Raw genomic sequence first — 15,187 nt, 5'->3', positions numbered from 1 at the left:
CTTGCCAGGTATTCGTTGCCAGGGGGACGAGGTATGAAGGCGCCGTGCACCTTCTTGCATCGTGAGCGCCCCATCTCGCCAGGTGACACCGACCACGGTGGCCCGGACCCAGCGCCCAGAGTCGGTGCAGCGGTCGCCGACTACCGTTTCACTCTGCTGCGTACAGCAAGGACGGCAAGGCCGAGCAGGGCCGGCTCCACCAGACGGGAGGCCATCTCCGTGTACGTGCCCGCCGTGGTCAGGTCCTGGCCGGAGGAGCGGAAGACCACCGAGTTGATCACCACCCGCAGGGACTTCTCGAACCGCACGGTCGACATCCGCTGTGCATACGGCCCATGGGGATTGGCCGGATCGGGGGTGTCTGTGGTCATGGCGATGGTGCGGCCGGTGAGAGTGCCGGTGCTCTGCGGTTTCGGGTCGTCCTGCGGGAGGCCCCACAGCATCATCGCCAGCACAGTGGTGGTCATGGTCGCCAGCAGCCAGCCCAGGGCACGGGAGGCCCGCAGCCCGTAGCCGGACAGAGCCCAGTACGCGGCGATCAGGGCCCGCTCGGCGCGCGGAGTGCCGGGGTCGTGACGGCGCATCTCCATCTCGCCGTAGTAGAAGTCGGCCGCCCCCGGCTCGTCCTTGCCGTCCTCGAAGGCCTTGCGCAGCTGCCGGTACACCGGTGCCAGCGCGGCCGGATCCAGCACCGCCTCCCCCTCGGGCGCAGGGACCCAGCCATCCGCGCCGCGGGTACGGGTGGCACGCCAGTGGTGTTCTTCGGCCAGCGTCTGGCGCGGCGTGCAGCGCACCGGCCACACGCCGCGCCATCGCAGCCCGGAGGGGGTGGGGGCCAACAGACACCGGCCCTCCAGCCGCAACTGGTCAAGGTGGATGGTCCCGACGAAGAGGCAGTCGGTCAGGTCGACGTCGGTAAGGACCAGGTGAGCCGCGTCCACTCCCCGCAGTGATACGACCTGCACCGGAAGATCCGTCGAATCGGGTTCGGGCATCTCCAGACCGTTCACGATGAAGGGTCGGGCACGGGCGGCGATGCTCACCGGGTACTCCAGGACCGCGTCGCTCAGATCCACAGCCGTGTGGCGCAGCCGCAGCGCGGCGGTGGAAGCCCACCGTGTCCGCGTGCACTGCAGGGCCGCTGTCGACGCCTCGATGGTCACGGCACCGTGGAACACCGCCTCCGACACATCCAGCGTCCCGGCACACACCAGCGGACCCACCTGGGCGGTGCGCTCGAACACCGTGCTGTGGAAGAAGACGTTGCCGTTGAACGTCGCCCCGGCAAGCGATGCACTCCCCCGGATCGTCGCAGCGGAGAGCCAGAGGTCGCCGTCGAACTCCATGTCGTCGAACCAGGCGTCGCCGCCGATCTCCGTCGCAACGACGTGGGTTTCACCGGCGATCTGCGCCTTTTGGAACAGCGCGTCACCGCCGACGTGCACCCGGTAGAAGTCGGCGTCACCGCTGATCTTGGCACTGACAAACCAGGCGTTGCCGCCGATCTCCGCGTCGTCGAACCTGGCGTCGCCGCCGATTTCCGTCCCGTAGAACCAGGCATTACCGACGATCTCTGTCTCATAGAACGACGCGTTCCCGCTGATCTTCGCCCCGTCGAAGTGGGCGTCGCCGCTGAACCGCGCCGTGTCGAACACGGCGTTGCCCAAGTGAGGCTCGTCCGTTGCAGGGTCTGTGAGTGCGGCGAGCAGTTCGCTCAGCAGTTCTTCGGTGAACGACGTACCACGGTGATCGAGGTCAACGCCGGGCTGCAACCCGGCGAGGTAGGCGGAGCGGTCGGCGTCGGTGAGATGGGCCAGGCAGACGGTGTGCGGCTCGACGATGCGGCCACGACAGCCGGCGCCGTCCGCCCCGGAGCCGTGCACGCAGTACGGCCACACCTGTGTGGTCGGGTCGGCTGAGGTGGCAGTCACGTCGTGTGGGACGTGGAGGAACATGCGTCGGTTGCGGCGGGCCGCCCGTGTGAGCGTCTCTGATCAGCTCGGTGAGGTGCTCCTCGCCAGGCGATGCCGAGAAGACAGGGGGGTGGTTGCCGGCCTGCGCGTCGCGGCGGGGCGCCCTCCTGTGGGCGCTCCCGCGTGCACGCGGAGTCAGACGGACGAAGGGCTGGGCTGTGGAGCATCTGCGGGGCGACGAGCGCGGAGCAGACCGCTCACCGACAGGGCTCCAGGCCCTGTGAAGACGAGCAGAAGAAAGGCCCAGCAGTACAGAGCCGGGCTTTCGCCGCCGTTCTGCAACGGGAACAGTCCATCCTTCTGGTGGACGGTGAAGTAGGCGTAGGCCATGGCGCCCGAGCTCAGGAAGGCAGCGGAACGCGTACCCATGCCGACCATGACGAGCACCCCGCAGACCAGCTCGATCAGCCCGGCGTACCAGTAGGGCCACTCACCCGCGTCGGTCGCCTTGCGGCCCAGCAAGCCGAACACGGTCGCCGCCCCTTGACAGGCGAAGAGAAATCCGATCACGACACGAAACAGCCCGAGGGCCAGAGGTTGGTGACGGGTCAGCTTCGAGGTGTCCACCGTTGCTCCTGAGCTCCACAGAGACAGCTGTTGGGTGACCTGGCCACTATGGGCGCTGTGATCACCTTCAGTCGCTTGTACGTGTCCACGGGCTCCCCCGTTCACCTCACCTCAAAAGTTACCGAGCGGATACAGCAGCGCTGCACAACAGGCATCGGGCAGGTGTGCCCCCTCACCCCTTCACCGCGCCGGACGTGAGTCCCTGGACGAGGTGACGACTGGCGAAGGCGGACGGCACCATCGTGGGCAGGATGGTCAGCACGGCGGCCGCGGACATCGAGCCCCGGTCGACGTTGAAGCTGGAGATGAAGCCGTTCAGGGTCGTGGGGACGGTCTTGTTGCTGTCGCTGTTCATCAGCGTCACCGACAGGAACAGTTCGTTCCAGCAGTTGACGAAAGCGACGGGATGGGTCCTGGCGCGGTCAGTACCCGACGGCGAAAGTGGCGTCGGCCCGGTCGGTCGCGGTGGACACGGGATCGAGGCGCAGGGCGTAGTCGTAGTGCCTGATGTATCTGTCGGAGAAGTTGTGGGAGCGGAACGACGACCAGGACGAGTTCGCCAGCCCCGCCGTCCGGTGGAACGTGGCGTCCTGCGCGAAGGACACCGTCCCGTCATTGACGTCCAGCCGCAGTGCGTAGTTGTAGTGCCGCAGGTAGCGGGTCGGGTAGTTGACCGACTGGAAGGACACCCCGGACGAGTCGGCGAGGCCCGGCACAAGCCTCCACTGCGCGTCGGTGTACGGATCGAACGGATACGTGTCGATGCGCGCCGCGAAGCCGGCATGGCGGACGTAACGGGCCGGCTGGTTGCTGCACTTGATGCGGTGCCAGGCCGGAGCACCCCAGCGGGTCACGAGATTGTCGAGCAGGTGGTGCAGGGACACGGCCCGCACCCGGGAAACCGCCGGTGCGGGGCAGGCGCGTGCAGATCTCGGCGAGTCCGGTGTCGATGCCGGGTGCGTCCCAGTCAGTGTCCGGTCGCAGGAACCGCAACTGCCCGAAGTTGTCGTCGTCCCGGACGCTGCCACCCGGAACGCTCCGTCGGCTCCCGGGAAAGGGCTCCCACAAGATCGCCCGGTCAGGGTTCGGCGGCGCCCCCACACCAGGGCACGAAGGTCCAACAGCCCTGGCTTCTCGCCACCTGTCAACGACGGCGCCTCCAGCCGGTCCGCCGTCTCCTCCGGACAGGTCGTCAACGACTCATACCGCGGCGTGTGATCTCCGTACCGGTCCCAGCGACAGATCCGCCCGGTCTCGGATCCAGGTAGATCCGCGCACGACCTGCCGGCGACATCCCGCCACAGGCGCGGGACGCCGGCCCGACCGCAGGCGCGGCCGCGCCGGGTGGCGGGCGATGACCCGCAGGTGAGCGCCGCTTCCGTCGGTCGGGGGAATGTCCCGGCACGGCCCGCTGTTCTACAACCTGACTGGCATGCACTGATCAAGGTAGCGCCTGTCAGTCGGTGAAAGGAGAGCCTCGTGGCACGCAGCACCGCGCGTCCCGTCGTCCGGCTGAGGTCGGCGGCCGGGACCGGTGTCACCTATGTGACGCGCAAGAACCGTCTGAACCACCCTGACCGGCTGGTTCTGCGCAAGTACGACCCGGTGGCCGGGCAGCACGTTCTCTTCCGCGAGGAGAGGTAGGACCAACGGCCTGCGCCGATCGGCGGAGGGCCCGAGAAAGGACATCTCATGAGGCCGGGCGTCCATCCCGTCTCCCGCCCGGTCGTCTTCCGCGACCGAGCCGCGGGCGAGGTGTTCCTCACCGGCCCGACCGCCGACTCGCCGCGGGCGCTCGAGCGGCAGGACGGCAACGCCTACCCGCTGGTCGACGTCGAGATCTCCTCGGCGAGCCACCCGTTCCACACGGCATGACGGCCATGCGGCCCCGGGCCACCCCTCAACGCGTCCGGAGCCAGAGGGCCCAACGAAAGGACATCCATGAAGGTGCGCAAGTCTTTGCGCTCGCTCAAGGCCAAGCCCGGCGCCCAGGTGGTGCGCCGTCGGGGCGTGACCTTCGTCATCAACCACAAGGATCCCCGTTTCAAGGCCCGCCAGGGCTGAGCCTCCCCAGTCGGATGCGTCGACGGGCCGGTCTCCTTCCAGGGAGCCGGCCCGTCGCTGCCATATGCTCGATGTCTTCGTGGAGTCCGAGGACGAGGCGGAGGTGGTGATGTTCTCCGGCGGAGAGATCGCCATCCACAAGCACATCCTGGACTTCGTCGACCTGGCCCAGGCCCGCCCGATCAAGAACGTCACCCTCAACACGGCATCCGCCTCGCCACCGACCGGCGCTTCGTCGCCGAGCTCGGTGCGCGCAACCGTGTGCCGGCCACGTCGGCCACCGTCTACCTGCAGTTCGGACGAATTCGACCTACCTGCAGTTCGACGGATTCGACGCGCGCACCCATCGTGAGATCCGCGGCCGGGACCTGCGCGCGCTCGAGCAGCGGGCGCTGGACCAGTGCGCCGCCGAGGGCTGACCGTCACCCTGGTCGCCGCCGTCGAGCGCGGTCTGAACGAACACGAGCTGGGCGCGATCATCGATTTCGGCATGGCCCACCCGGCCGTCCGGTCGGTGGCCTTCCAGCCGGTCTCCCACTCCGGTCGGCATGTTCCGTTCGATCCGCCGAACCGGCTCACGAACCCTGACGTGATCCGGCCGATCAGCGAGCAACTGCCGGCCCGGTTCACCAAGGGCGACTTCTTCCCGGCCCCCTGCTGCTTCCCGACGTGCCGCTCCGTCACCTACCTCTTGGTCGACGGCGAGCCGAGCAATCGCACAGTCGCACCGGTGGTCGTCGGCGCTTCTGCACGATCGGTCGCCACTGCAACCGCGCAGTCCAACGGGTGCAGCCGAGTTGATGGCGATTCTTGAAAACGGCTCTGGTCGTGGCTGAGCAGAAGGCCGATGAGCACAGCAGGCCCGCAACGAATGACCGTCTCAGACCCGCGCTTGGAAGGTTGGACAAGCTCAGCGAATGCGGTGCTTGGCGAGGCGGCGGGCGAGACGCGGGAGGGCTGTGCCTACCAGGAGGGCGGCGAGTGGGAGGACGACATCCGCCCATGGATCCCGGAGAGGCTTGTACGTCGCGGTGCCCTCCTTGATTTCGATGAACCCGATGGGCCGGGCCCCCGCTCCGCCGCCGCCTCCTCCGCCCTCGCCGGTCTTGTCCTTGCCGACTTCGCGTCCCGCGCCGCCGCCGAAGCCGAAGCCGACCTCGGCGACCGGTATGACGGTGATGCCTTCGCTGACCACAGGCTCGCCGTAGACGGCGGTCACCGAGGCCCGGCCGCCGAGTTTGTCGGCCAGGCGTTCCAGGAGGGTGACCGAGGCGTGGGCTGCGGTCATGTCCGCCAGCGGGACGGACTGTGCCGTGTCGTCCGAGGTGGTCATCGAGTGCCTTCCTGGTAGGGGCGTTCGGCGGTGCCGAGGATGAGGGTGCCGGCCGGTGAGGGCATCCGGGTGGCAGGAAAGGGGAACCGGTCGACAGTGGTAACGGTGAAGCCGGCGGCGGCGATGGCCGTCTGGGTGTCACGGCCGGGGTGACAGCCGCCCATCAGCCGGGGCCAGACGGTGGCATCGAGCCCGTGCCGGACGCGCCGCGCTGCGGGCGAGTCGGCCTGGACGCGTTCGAAGAACCGCAACTGGCCGCCCGGCCGCAGAACCCGGTGGAGTTCGGCGAGAGCGGTGTGCGGATCGGCCACGAAGCAGAGGGTCATGCTTACGATCGCAGCATCGAAGGAGGCTTCGGAAAAGGGCAGTTGCTCGGCTCGGCTGTCGTGTGTCTCCACCGGGACGGGGCGGTGGGGGCCTGTTGTTCGGCCAGAGCACGCAGGCGGGGTTCCGGTTCGACGGCGAGGACCCGTTTCACCTCGGGCGGGTAGTGGGGGAATTTCAGTCCGTTGCCTGCGCCGACCTCGATGACCTCGCCGGACAGGCCGGCCGGCAACCGACGGCGGTGTTCGGTGACGCCGGCCTTCTCCAGGACCGGGGCGGCCGGCTCGGCGTAGAAGCGGGCGAAGACCGGGTGCTTGATGCGCTGGGTCATGGTGGCCGTCTCCCTCTGCGGCAGCATCCCTGCGACGTCGCTGGGGCTACTCTGATATGCGGAGGTGCTACATAGTGAAGTCACTTCACGGTATGCCGAAGCGACCCTCTTCCGCCAGAGTCTCACTGGACCGGCTCTTCGAGCTGACCGAGGTGGTGGGCGCCATGATGCAGCGCGGGGTGGCCGAGCACGGCCTGACCACGGCACGCGCCGGTGTGCTGTGGGCCCTGTTCCACGGGGGACCGATGACTCAGCGGGCGCTGGCCGGCCGGCTGGGGGTCACGCCTCGCAACGTTACCGGGCTTCTGGACGCGCTGCAGGAGGACGGACTGGTGGTCCGTGAGGCCCACCCGACCGACCGGCGCGCGACCCTCGTCCACCTCACGGACAGGGGCCGCGAGGTCACCGCCGGGTTCCGCGAGGGACACGACGACCTGGCCGCCGTACTGTTCGCGGACATGCCTCCGGGGCAGCTCGATGACTTCACCATTTCCCTGGCTCAGGTGATCGAGCGGCTCAAGGCCGTTGATCCCACCCGGCAGAGGTGATGGCCTGGGCAAGCCCGCAAGCCGTCGGAAGGCGTGGGGAGCGGACGGCAGTTTTCGGCTCTGTGCCACGGCGCGTCGGACGAGTGACACTGCGTCGGCGGTGAGGCGGAGGGCATACACCGACCGGTCGCCGGGGACGGGGCCGAGGTGGTCGTGGCCGGTCATCGGCCTCGGAGAACAATGGAACAGCCATCGGCGCCAAGCACTTGATCTTCGGCCCCGGGAATCAATGGAACCGTGCTCGGCGCCGAGATTGATCATGGTCGTCGCGGAGCGGGCGCCGAATGTCAGGCGAGGGGTTCGGCCTGTGAATGGTTGAGCTGCCGACGAGATTCCCTGACCAGCGGTTTTCTGCGGCTTCAAAGGTGCAGGTCCCCATGTTGGTGTGCCGAGTTCCCAACATTCCAAGTCGTCCCGCTCCACCAGGACGCGCGGCTCGTCGGCCGAAGGTGGCCGACGCCGTCGTGCACCGGCCCATGGCGCCGGTCGGCGGTCTCGGACCCCGGACTGGCGCTCAGGCATCCGCCACTGAGTCCGTCGCCCCCGTACGGGTGGCGGGATCCTCCGAGCGGGTCACCCGCATCACCGTGAGCTCGCGCTGCTGCCTCACATGGATTGGTCAGATAGCCCGATTTCACGCCGGTCACGAGCGCAGCGATGAGTTTTCCCGGCCCGGAGAGTCTCACCACCGTTATCGGCAACACAGGAGGAACACGTGGCTCAGCTACTGCGAGTCCAGAACTTCAACGTCTCGAGTGACGGAATCGGTGCAGGTGAGGATCAGAGCTTCGAGAGGCCGTTCGGCCACGCCTCTCCCGAGAGGCTGTTCGCCTGGGCCGGCGCCACGGCGAGCTGGCCCATGCGCACCGACCCCGGCGGGAGCCGGGGCCTCGACGACTACTTCACGCGGGACTACGCACGCAACATCGGCGCCGAGATCATGGGCCGCAACAAGTTCGGGCCCCAACGCGGGCCCTGGCACGACCATGAGTGGCGCGGCTGGTGGGGTGACGAGCCCCCGTTCCGCACCCCGGTGTTCGTCATGACCCACCACAAGCGTCCTTCGTTCACGCTCTCCGACACCACGTTCCACTTCGTCGACGGCGACCCGGCCACGGTCCTCGAGCAGGCGCGGGAGGCGGCGCAGGGCAAGGACGTCCGACTCGGCGGCGGGGTGACCACGATCCGGCAGTTCCTGGACGCCGACCTCGTCGACACCATGCACGTGGCGGTCTCACCGGTGAAGCTCGGGTCCGGACTACGGCTCTGGGAGTCACCCGACGAGCTGCTCGACCGGTTCCACCTGGATGTCGTGCCCAGCCCGAGCGGCGTGACGCACCACCTGTTCTGGCGAAAGTGAACTCGGCACCGCTGCAAGGCCGCGCCGAGGAAGACGGGATGGCCGTGGCGCGAGCGGGACCGGGAGAGCGAGGGCGTGGCGACTCGTCTGCACGACTGACTGTCTCGATTGAGGTGGGACAAGCCGCAAGGAGCGTTTTGGCCTGCGGTGGAGCGGCTCGTGTGCGGGGTCACGTCCGAGCATGACATTGATGGAGTGGTGTATCGACGGCCACTCGGTGATCTCGTTTGAGGCTATGCGGTGAGTTCGGTTGGCATGACGGTGTCGTCGGTTTCTGACTCGATCGGGTGGAGGCGGGCTTTGGTGAGAAGTTCGCGGCCCATGTAGCGGCGGGCCTCGGTCCACTCGTCGTTCTGCTCGGCCAGGACCGCTCCGACGAGCCGGATGACCGCGGTGCGGTCGGGGAAGATGCCGACCACGTCGGTGCGGCGGCGGATCTCCTTGTTCAGCCGCTCCTGCGGATTGTTCGACCAGATCTGACGCCAGATCTCCCGTGGGAAGGCTGTGAAGGCCAGCAGATCGTGCTGGGCAGCGTCCAAGTGGGCTGCGGCCTTGGGGAACTTGGCCTCCAGCGCGTCCAGGACGTGCCTCATCTGCGCTTGGACCGCGTCGGTGTCGGGTTGTTCGAAGATGGTCCGCAGCAGCGTGGCCACCCAGGGCTGGGCCGATTTCGGAACCTGGCTCAGCAAGTTCCTCGCATAGTGGGTGCGACAGCGCTGCCACGACGCACCGGGCAGGACCGCGCCGATGGCGTCAACGAGGCCGGCATGGGCATCGGAGATGACGAGCTGGACGCCGGACAGGCCGCGGGCGATCAGCGAGCGCAGGAAGGCGAGCCAGCCGGCGCCGTCCTCGGCGGTGGCCACGTCCAGACCGAGGATCTCGCGGTGGCCGTCGGAGTTGACGCCGACCGCGATCAAGGCGTGACGTGATATCGGCCGCCTTCGCGACCTTCTGGGTAGTCGACCCAACAACGATACGGCCGCGTCCAGGGCCGGTTACGGAAGGCGGCGACCTGCTCGTCCAGGTGCTTGGCCATCGCGGAGACCTGGGACTTCGACAACTGGGTGACGCCAAGGGACTCGGCGAGTTTCTCGACCCGGCGAGTGGACCCCGAGATAGCTAGCGACCACCGAGATGAGGGCCTGTTCGGCCCGGCGGCGGCGTTCGAGGAGCCAGTGCGGGAAGTAACTTCCCTGCCGCAGCTTGGGGACAGCGAGCTCGACGGTCCCGGCGCGGGTGTCCCACTCGCGTGGGCGGTAGCCGTTGCGATGGTTGACGCGTTCCTCGCTGACCTGGCCGTACTCCGCGTTGCAGAGGGTGTCGGCCTCCGCCGACATGAGCGCGTCGGCGAACGTCTTGACCATCGCGCGCAGCAGGTCCGGACTCGCCGAGGCGAGATTGTCTTCCGCGAGGGCGTGCAGGGGCACACTGTCGGGTGCGGTCATCGTGCTGATCTCCTTCAAAGACTTGGTCGTCTTGAAAGATCAGCCGGTGGCCGTTCTCATATCCAGACACTCACTCCGACGCCGGGCCAAACGCCCGGATCAGGTGGGAGCCCGTACACCACTTCCCAGGACGCAACCGTGTGCGGGCCTCCGGGACGGCCCCGAACGCGGGTGTACGAGACGGGAACTGAGACCGCGGGAGTCGCTTGCCGACGCTGCCGTCACGTTCACCGATCGTCCTGGTCGGCGCAGTCGCACCCCGGCGAGAGGGCTGTCCAAGTCACAGGGCAGGATCACCGAACTGCTCGAGCAGAACGTCGACAGGTGTGTGGCCCGTGGCGGCGGATGCGCCGTCGTCCGTACTCTGTTCCGCCCAGATGACCTTGCCCCGGGGTGTGTACCGCGTTCCCCAGTGCTGTGCGAACTGCGCCACGAGGAACAGCCCCCGCCCGCCTTCGTCCATGGTCGTCGCCCGTCGCAGGCGCGGCGAGGTGCTGCTGCCGTCCGACACTTCGCAAATCAGACAGCGCCCGTACAGAAGCCGCACCGTGACGGGCGGCGATCCGTACCGGATCGCGTTCGTGAGCAACTCGCTGACGATCAGCTCCGTGGTGAATCCGGTGTCCTCCAGACCCCACTCCCGCAACTTCTCCGTGCAGTGTGCCCGCACCGAGGGCACCACCGCAGGATCCGACGGCACGTCCCACTGGGCCACGCACGAGGGCGGGAACAGCCGGGTACGTGCCACGAGCAGCGCGATGTCGTCGGAGGAATGCGCCGGCGTCAACGCATCGATCACCGCTTGACACGTCTCCTCCGCAGTACGCCCCCCGGCCCCGTCCAACGCCCGATGCAGCGTATCCAGCCCGACGTCCGGGTCGCGGGTGCGGTCCACCACCAAGCCGTTGGTGTACAGCACCAGTTGTGACCCTTCGGGCAGGTACAACTCGGCGGTTTCGAAGGGGTGGCCTCCCAGGCCGAGCGGGACCGATGCCGGCGCGTCGGAAAAGGTGACGGTCCCGTCCGGACTCACCACCACCGGGTCGGGGTGTCCTGCACGGGCCATCGTGCATTTCCCCGCTGTCGGGTCGTAGATCGCGTACAGACACGCCGCACCCGTCACGCCCTCACCCTCGTGTCCCTCCGTGGCATTGCCGGTGCTCTCCTCGTTGTCCATGCGTACGACCAGGTCGTCCAGGTGCCCGAGCACCTCCTCCACGGGGAGGTCGAGGGTGGAGAAGTTGTGCACCGCGGTGCGCAGTCGCCCCATCGTCGCCGCGGCGTGCAGCCCGTGACCGACGACGTCGCCCATCGCCAGCGCCACTCGAGCGCCCGGCAGCGGGATGACATCGAACCAGTCGCCACCCACCCCCGCCTCCGCCGGCAGATATCGCCAGGCCACCTCCAGTGCGTCCTGGTCCGGCTGTCCCCGCGGCAGCAGACTGCGCTGCAGCGTCACCGCCATCGCGTGTTCCCGGGTGAACCTCCGGGCGTTGTCGAGGGCCACCGCTGCCCGCGCGGCCAACTCCTCCGCGAAGGACACGTCCTCCGGTTCGAACGGCGGGGAGTCACCCGCCCGGTAGAAGTTCGCCACGCCCAGTGGCACACCCCGCGCCCGCAGCGGCACGGTGACCAGCGCGTGCAACCCGCGCTCCAGAGCCTCTCGAGCGCGATCCGGATCCTGCGCCTGCCAACCGTGAGCCTGCCGCAGGTCCGCCTCCAGTACGCCCCGTCCCTCCGGCAGCGTCCGCATCTGCGGGGTCCCCGGCAGGTACGTGATCACTTCACCGACACGGAACACCGGCATCAGCCGGTGCTCGCCGCTGGTCGCCACACGCCGAAGATGCCGCCATCCCTCGGCCGTCGGCTCTGATCCTTGCAACACCGAATCCAGCAGATCCACCGTGACGACGTCTGCGAACTGCGGCACGGCCACTTCGGCCAGCTCCTGGGCCGTACGCGTTACATCCAGCGTCGTCCCGATCCGCACCCCGGCCCCGTACAGCAGCTTCAGTCGCTCCCGCGCGGCCTCGGCCCGCCCCGAGACCGCAGCCAGCTCGGTCGTGTCCCGCAACGTCACCACGCTGCCTCCCTGGACAGCGTGCGGGAACGTGGGCCGCTTGTTCACTGCCAGCAAGCGGTCCTCCGCGAGATGCACCTCATCGGTCACCACCTCGGGCGACATGATCAAGCGCCCGATCTGCTCCGGCAGCCCCAGTTCCCGCACATGGCGCCCCTGCGCCGCCGCCGGAAGGCCCAGCAGTCGCTGCGCCTCGTCGTTGGCCAGTACCAGTCGGCCGTCGGCGTCAGTGATCAGCACCCCTTCCCGCACAGCGTGCAGGACGGCCTCGTGGTGTTCGTACATCCGCGCCAGCTCCGCCGGCGCCAGACCGCGCGTCTGCCACTGCAGCCGCCGGGACACAAGTGTCGTGCCGGTCGTGGCCAGCACGAGCGCCGCCGCCCCGGCACCGAGGATGATCGGCAGCTGTGGCATCCACAGTCTTGCCACGTTCCTGACCGTGATCCCTGCGGAGACCAGGCCGACGACCATGCCGCGGGAGTCGGTCACCGGCACCACAGCCTGCACGGCCGTGCCCTTGCCTGCGGGCAGAGGCGGGCCTCCGGCCTGCTCGATGACGGTACGCCCTTCCAGGGCCGGTTCGAAGGTGCCGACGAACTTCTTCCCGATCTCCTCCGGGTAGGGGTACGTATAACGAATTCCCTCTGTGCTCACGGCAACGATGAAATCCACGCCCGCTCGCTTCCGCGCCTCTTCGGCTCGCGGCTGCAGCACCGCGGACGGGTGCCGGCTGCGGAACGCCTGAACAACACCAGGGGCACTCGCGAATGCCTGGGCCGCGACGACCGACTCCCTGCGCCCCTGCTGCAGAGCGTCGTTTGCCGCTTGGAGCAGCATGGCAGCCACGGCAGTCACGACCAACAGCACCACGATCGCGACCTGGAGAAGGAACACCTGCCCGGCTGTGCTGTGCGGGTTCAGCAGGGAAGCGCGACGATCGTACGAACGTCCGGTGGGCGGATGACGCGACGGAGTCAGATATCGCCTGATCGATGCCCGCATATACCTTTCATATCACCGCCGTGCGAGCCTGGACCGACGCAACCGACACCGTTGGCGGGCCCTGGTCCTGCCGGACATGCTGGAACAGAACTGCGCCCGTGCCACTGAGCCCGGGCTTGAACCGGCACCGGGCTTGAACCCTCTGGCGCAACGCCGACGGGTGCCGCCGGCCGCAGCCGTGGCGCTCCGGCCGGCGTTCCGGAACGACCAGGCATTCCGGGGCGTCCGGACCCCGGAGCCCGGCGGTGGGGTCCGCCCGCCCTTTCGGCTCAGCCCGGCACCCCCTGACACGCGGATCGAACGGTGAGCGGTTCACCCCCCATGTCCCCATGCGGGACGGAGGGCCACGAGACCTGGCAGGAGGACGACGGCGCGGCAGGCTCGAGGCGCTGTGCAGCCGGTGAGACCGCGCATGGATACGGCGCAACGCCCGGCTCCTGGAGGTGGACGAGGAGCGATGTGCCGACCGGGTTCGGGTGAGAGTGCTGACCACGAGAGGGAGGCCTGGGGAGATCGTGGATGAGTATGCGGCATCCTCATCCACCTGTCGGCTCCGCGCGGCTGACCGGCCGACGACGGCGACGGTCACCCAGGTGGCCTCATCCGCAGGCACGGGGCCCGGCCGGGGATGCAGGCGATGACCCGGCCCGGTGATCACGCCGACCACGCGGATTTCATGACCCACCCCCGCTGCCCGGCTGGCGCCGCTGCGACGAGCTCGCGACCGTCGGGCGCGTGAGGGCGTACTGGAAGCGAGCCCAGGCCCCCGACGATCAGGAGTGGGGCCACCTACGCGGAGAGCTCGGGAGCCCCTGTGGGCCGGCAGCGCACGGCGAGCGCGGCGATGTCGTCGTCGAGTCTTCCGCCACTGTAGTGGAGCAGGTCCCGGTGAAGCCGGTCCAGCAGCTCACGGGGCGGCGCCGGGCTGTGCTGCCGCATCCAGTCCGGCAGCGGGAAGAACTCGCCGGCGCGATCCCGGGTCTCCGAAACCCCGTCGGTGTAGAGCAGAATCTGGTCACCCGGAACGAAGGCGACGGTGTCGACGCAGTAGTCGCCTCCGACGAGCGCCGCGAGATTGAGGGGTGCCGAGGGGATGGTCGGCTCGAGGATCTGGACCTCCCCGCGCTGCACCAGCAGCGGTGGCGGGTGCCCGCAGTTGAGAACTCTGATGTGCCCGCCGCTGTACGGGATCTCGGCGATCAGAGCGGTGGCGAAGTGCTCCGGCTGATCGTGGGCGGGAGTCGTCATGCTGTAGCGGGCGATGCTGGTCTCCAGGCGACGGATGATGCCCTTCAGCTCGGGCTGGTCGTACGCGTTCTCCCTGAAGCAGTTGATCACCACCGAGGCCGCCCCCACCGCCGACAGGCCCTTGCCGCGCACATCGCCGATGAGCAGCCGAAGTCCGTACGGTGTGTCGGCCGCCTCATAGAAGTCTCCTCCGATCCGGGCCTGCTCTTGGGCCGCCAGATACAGTGACTCGATTTCGACGTCACGGATCCGGCGCGGCAGCGGGCGCATCAGTACTTTCTGGGCTGCGTCCGCGACGAGCCGGACCTGGAAGAGCGTCTCCTCCCGTTGGAGTCGGAGATGGCTTGCATACGCGGCCGCCAAGGTGACGGCAACGATCGCAGCAGCCGTGTACGGCGTCCCCAGATCGGAGTAGAAGAAGCTGAGCCCGATCATGACCAGTAGGCAGACCGCCCCCAGCAGGACCGTCGGGATTACCGGCCACATCGCGGCGGCGAGGGCGGGTGCCGCGGGCAGCAGGCGACTGAAGGCGATCTCCCTCGGCGTGGAGAAGGCCAGGCCGGCAATGACGACGGTAAGAATCACCGGTGACATCAGTACGGCTTTCCCCTGGCCACCGTGGGGAGGGTGGCGGCGCCGCAGCCGTCCCGACTTGATCACAAAATGCATCTTATCGGGATTAAATGGGCACCTGCTGTGCTGCAGCAGGCACTCATGCACGACTGTCAGCCGCCTTGAACCGTCCCCAACAGACCCAGGCGACGGCCCACGAGCCGCAACCGTTTCTCGCACAGGGCAACCGAGGGCTGGGATCGGTTGCGCCTCCGGCGCCGTCAGGACGCCGGGTGCGCGGCCCGGCAGGGCACAGGCCCCCCACGTCGCTTCGTGGCGGGTGATCTTGCGGGTCTT

General features: G+C 68.4%; 14 protein-coding genes and 3 pseudogenes. 7 read left to right on the top strand and 10 right to left on the bottom strand.

What is annotated here, in order from left to right; all coding sequences use genetic code 11:
* Positions 1-140: 140 nt before the first annotated feature.
* The 4 genes and pseudogenes from StrepF001_RS11040 to StrepF001_RS47480 form a co-directional block, all read right to left on the bottom strand.
* Entirely contained in the window at positions 141-1,931 is a 1,791-nt protein-coding gene (locus StrepF001_RS11040; RefSeq protein WP_240797380.1) for a pentapeptide repeat-containing protein, read from the bottom strand.
* Between the two features lie 177 nt (positions 1,932-2,108).
* The gene (locus tag StrepF001_RS11035) at positions 2,109-2,540 is read right to left on the bottom strand and encodes a DoxX family protein (protein ID WP_240797379.1); all 432 of its coding nucleotides are present in this window, start codon (positions 2,538-2,540) and stop codon (positions 2,109-2,111) included.
* 172 nt (positions 2,541-2,712) lie between these two features.
* Positions 2,713-2,895 carry a hypothetical protein gene (locus tag StrepF001_RS11030; protein WP_240797378.1) on the bottom strand — a complete coding sequence of 61 codons (183 nt, stop codon included), beginning with the start codon at positions 2,893-2,895 and terminating at the stop codon, positions 2,713-2,715.
* A 67-nt stretch (positions 2,896-2,962) separates the two neighbouring features.
* A pseudogene (locus StrepF001_RS47480) lies at positions 2,963-3,403 on the bottom strand (AbfB domain-containing protein); the annotation flags it as partial.
* Between the two features lie 616 nt (positions 3,404-4,019).
* Between StrepF001_RS47480 and rpmG the strand changes: the two are divergent.
* The 5 genes and pseudogenes from rpmG to StrepF001_RS47470 all read left to right on the top strand — a co-directional run bounded on the left by rpmG (position 4,020) and on the right by StrepF001_RS47470 (position 5,418).
* Positions 4,020-4,184 (top strand): 50S ribosomal protein L33, encoded by a 165-nt coding sequence (gene rpmG / locus StrepF001_RS11020; protein WP_129798097.1) that lies wholly within the window; start codon positions 4,020-4,022, stop codon positions 4,182-4,184.
* A 48-nt stretch (positions 4,185-4,232) separates the two neighbouring features.
* Positions 4,233-4,409: pseudogene (locus tag StrepF001_RS11015) on the top strand (50S ribosomal protein L31); the annotation flags it as partial.
* 72 nt (positions 4,410-4,481) lie between these two features.
* On the top strand, positions 4,482-4,604 hold the full coding sequence (gene ykgO / locus StrepF001_RS11010) for a type B 50S ribosomal protein L36 (RefSeq protein WP_129798095.1): 123 nt from the start codon (positions 4,482-4,484) through the stop codon (positions 4,602-4,604).
* A 64-nt stretch (positions 4,605-4,668) separates the two neighbouring features.
* Positions 4,669-4,956, top strand: a complete 288-nt coding sequence (locus tag StrepF001_RS47475; protein WP_240797377.1) for a hypothetical protein — start codon at positions 4,669-4,671, stop codon at positions 4,954-4,956.
* A gap of 48 nt (positions 4,957-5,004) precedes the next feature.
* Complete coding sequence (locus StrepF001_RS47470; protein ID WP_240797376.1) at positions 5,005-5,418, top strand: hypothetical protein; 414 nt, start codon at positions 5,005-5,007, stop codon at positions 5,416-5,418.
* 96 nt (positions 5,419-5,514) lie between these two features.
* Here StrepF001_RS47470 and StrepF001_RS11000 read toward each other — a convergent pair whose 3' ends face one another.
* Genes StrepF001_RS11000 through StrepF001_RS47460 form a run of 3 tightly spaced genes read right to left on the bottom strand, consistent with a single transcriptional unit; the run spans position 5,515 to position 6,592 of the window.
* On the bottom strand, positions 5,515-5,937 hold the full coding sequence (locus StrepF001_RS11000; RefSeq protein WP_129798094.1) for a spore germination protein GerW family protein: 423 nt from the start codon (positions 5,935-5,937) through the stop codon (positions 5,515-5,517).
* The gene (locus StrepF001_RS47465) at positions 5,934-6,335 is read right to left on the bottom strand and encodes a class I SAM-dependent methyltransferase (RefSeq protein ID WP_240797375.1); all 402 of its coding nucleotides are present in this window, start codon (positions 6,333-6,335) and stop codon (positions 5,934-5,936) included. The genes StrepF001_RS11000 and StrepF001_RS47465 overlap by 4 nt, the downstream gene beginning before the upstream one ends.
* The gene (locus StrepF001_RS47460; protein ID WP_240797374.1) at positions 6,266-6,592 is read right to left on the bottom strand and encodes a class I SAM-dependent methyltransferase; all 327 of its coding nucleotides are present in this window, start codon (positions 6,590-6,592) and stop codon (positions 6,266-6,268) included. The genes StrepF001_RS47465 and StrepF001_RS47460 overlap by 70 nt, the downstream gene beginning before the upstream one ends.
* A 92-nt stretch (positions 6,593-6,684) precedes the next feature.
* Here StrepF001_RS47460 and StrepF001_RS10990 point away from each other — a divergent pair, with 92 nt between their 5' ends.
* Both StrepF001_RS10990 and StrepF001_RS10975 read left to right on the top strand, forming a co-directional pair.
* Positions 6,685-7,140, top strand: coding sequence for a MarR family transcriptional regulator (locus StrepF001_RS10990; RefSeq protein ID WP_165396220.1), 456 nt, complete (start codon positions 6,685-6,687; stop codon positions 7,138-7,140).
* A 715-nt stretch (positions 7,141-7,855) separates the two neighbouring features.
* Positions 7,856-8,500 carry a dihydrofolate reductase family protein gene (locus StrepF001_RS10975; RefSeq protein ID WP_129798092.1) on the top strand — a complete coding sequence of 215 codons (645 nt, stop codon included), beginning with the start codon at positions 7,856-7,858 and terminating at the stop codon, positions 8,498-8,500.
* 233 nt (positions 8,501-8,733) lie between these two features.
* On the opposite strand, the pseudogene StrepF001_RS10970 reads toward StrepF001_RS10975, so the two are convergent.
* From StrepF001_RS10970 to StrepF001_RS10960, 3 genes and pseudogenes are all read right to left on the bottom strand, one after another.
* A pseudogene (locus tag StrepF001_RS10970) lies at positions 8,734-9,948 on the bottom strand (IS256 family transposase).
* A gap of 280 nt (positions 9,949-10,228) precedes the next feature.
* On the bottom strand, positions 10,229-13,030 hold the full coding sequence (locus tag StrepF001_RS10965; protein ID WP_129798091.1) for a SpoIIE family protein phosphatase/ATP-binding protein: 2,802 nt from the start codon (positions 13,028-13,030) through the stop codon (positions 10,229-10,231).
* A 789-nt stretch (positions 13,031-13,819) separates the two neighbouring features.
* Positions 13,820-14,938 carry a PP2C family protein-serine/threonine phosphatase gene (locus tag StrepF001_RS10960; RefSeq protein WP_240797373.1) on the bottom strand — a complete coding sequence of 373 codons (1,119 nt, stop codon included), beginning with the start codon at positions 14,936-14,938 and terminating at the stop codon, positions 13,820-13,822.
* Between the last annotated feature and the right edge of the window lie 249 nt (positions 14,939-15,187).

Origin of the sequence: Streptomyces sp. F001 (genome assembly GCF_004187715.1) — a bacterium.
Lineage (GTDB): Bacteria > Actinomycetota > Actinomycetes > Streptomycetales > Streptomycetaceae > Streptomyces > Streptomyces flavusporus.
The sequence above is the reverse complement of the archived record's forward strand: the minus strand, read 5'-3'. Positions and strand labels throughout refer to the sequence as shown.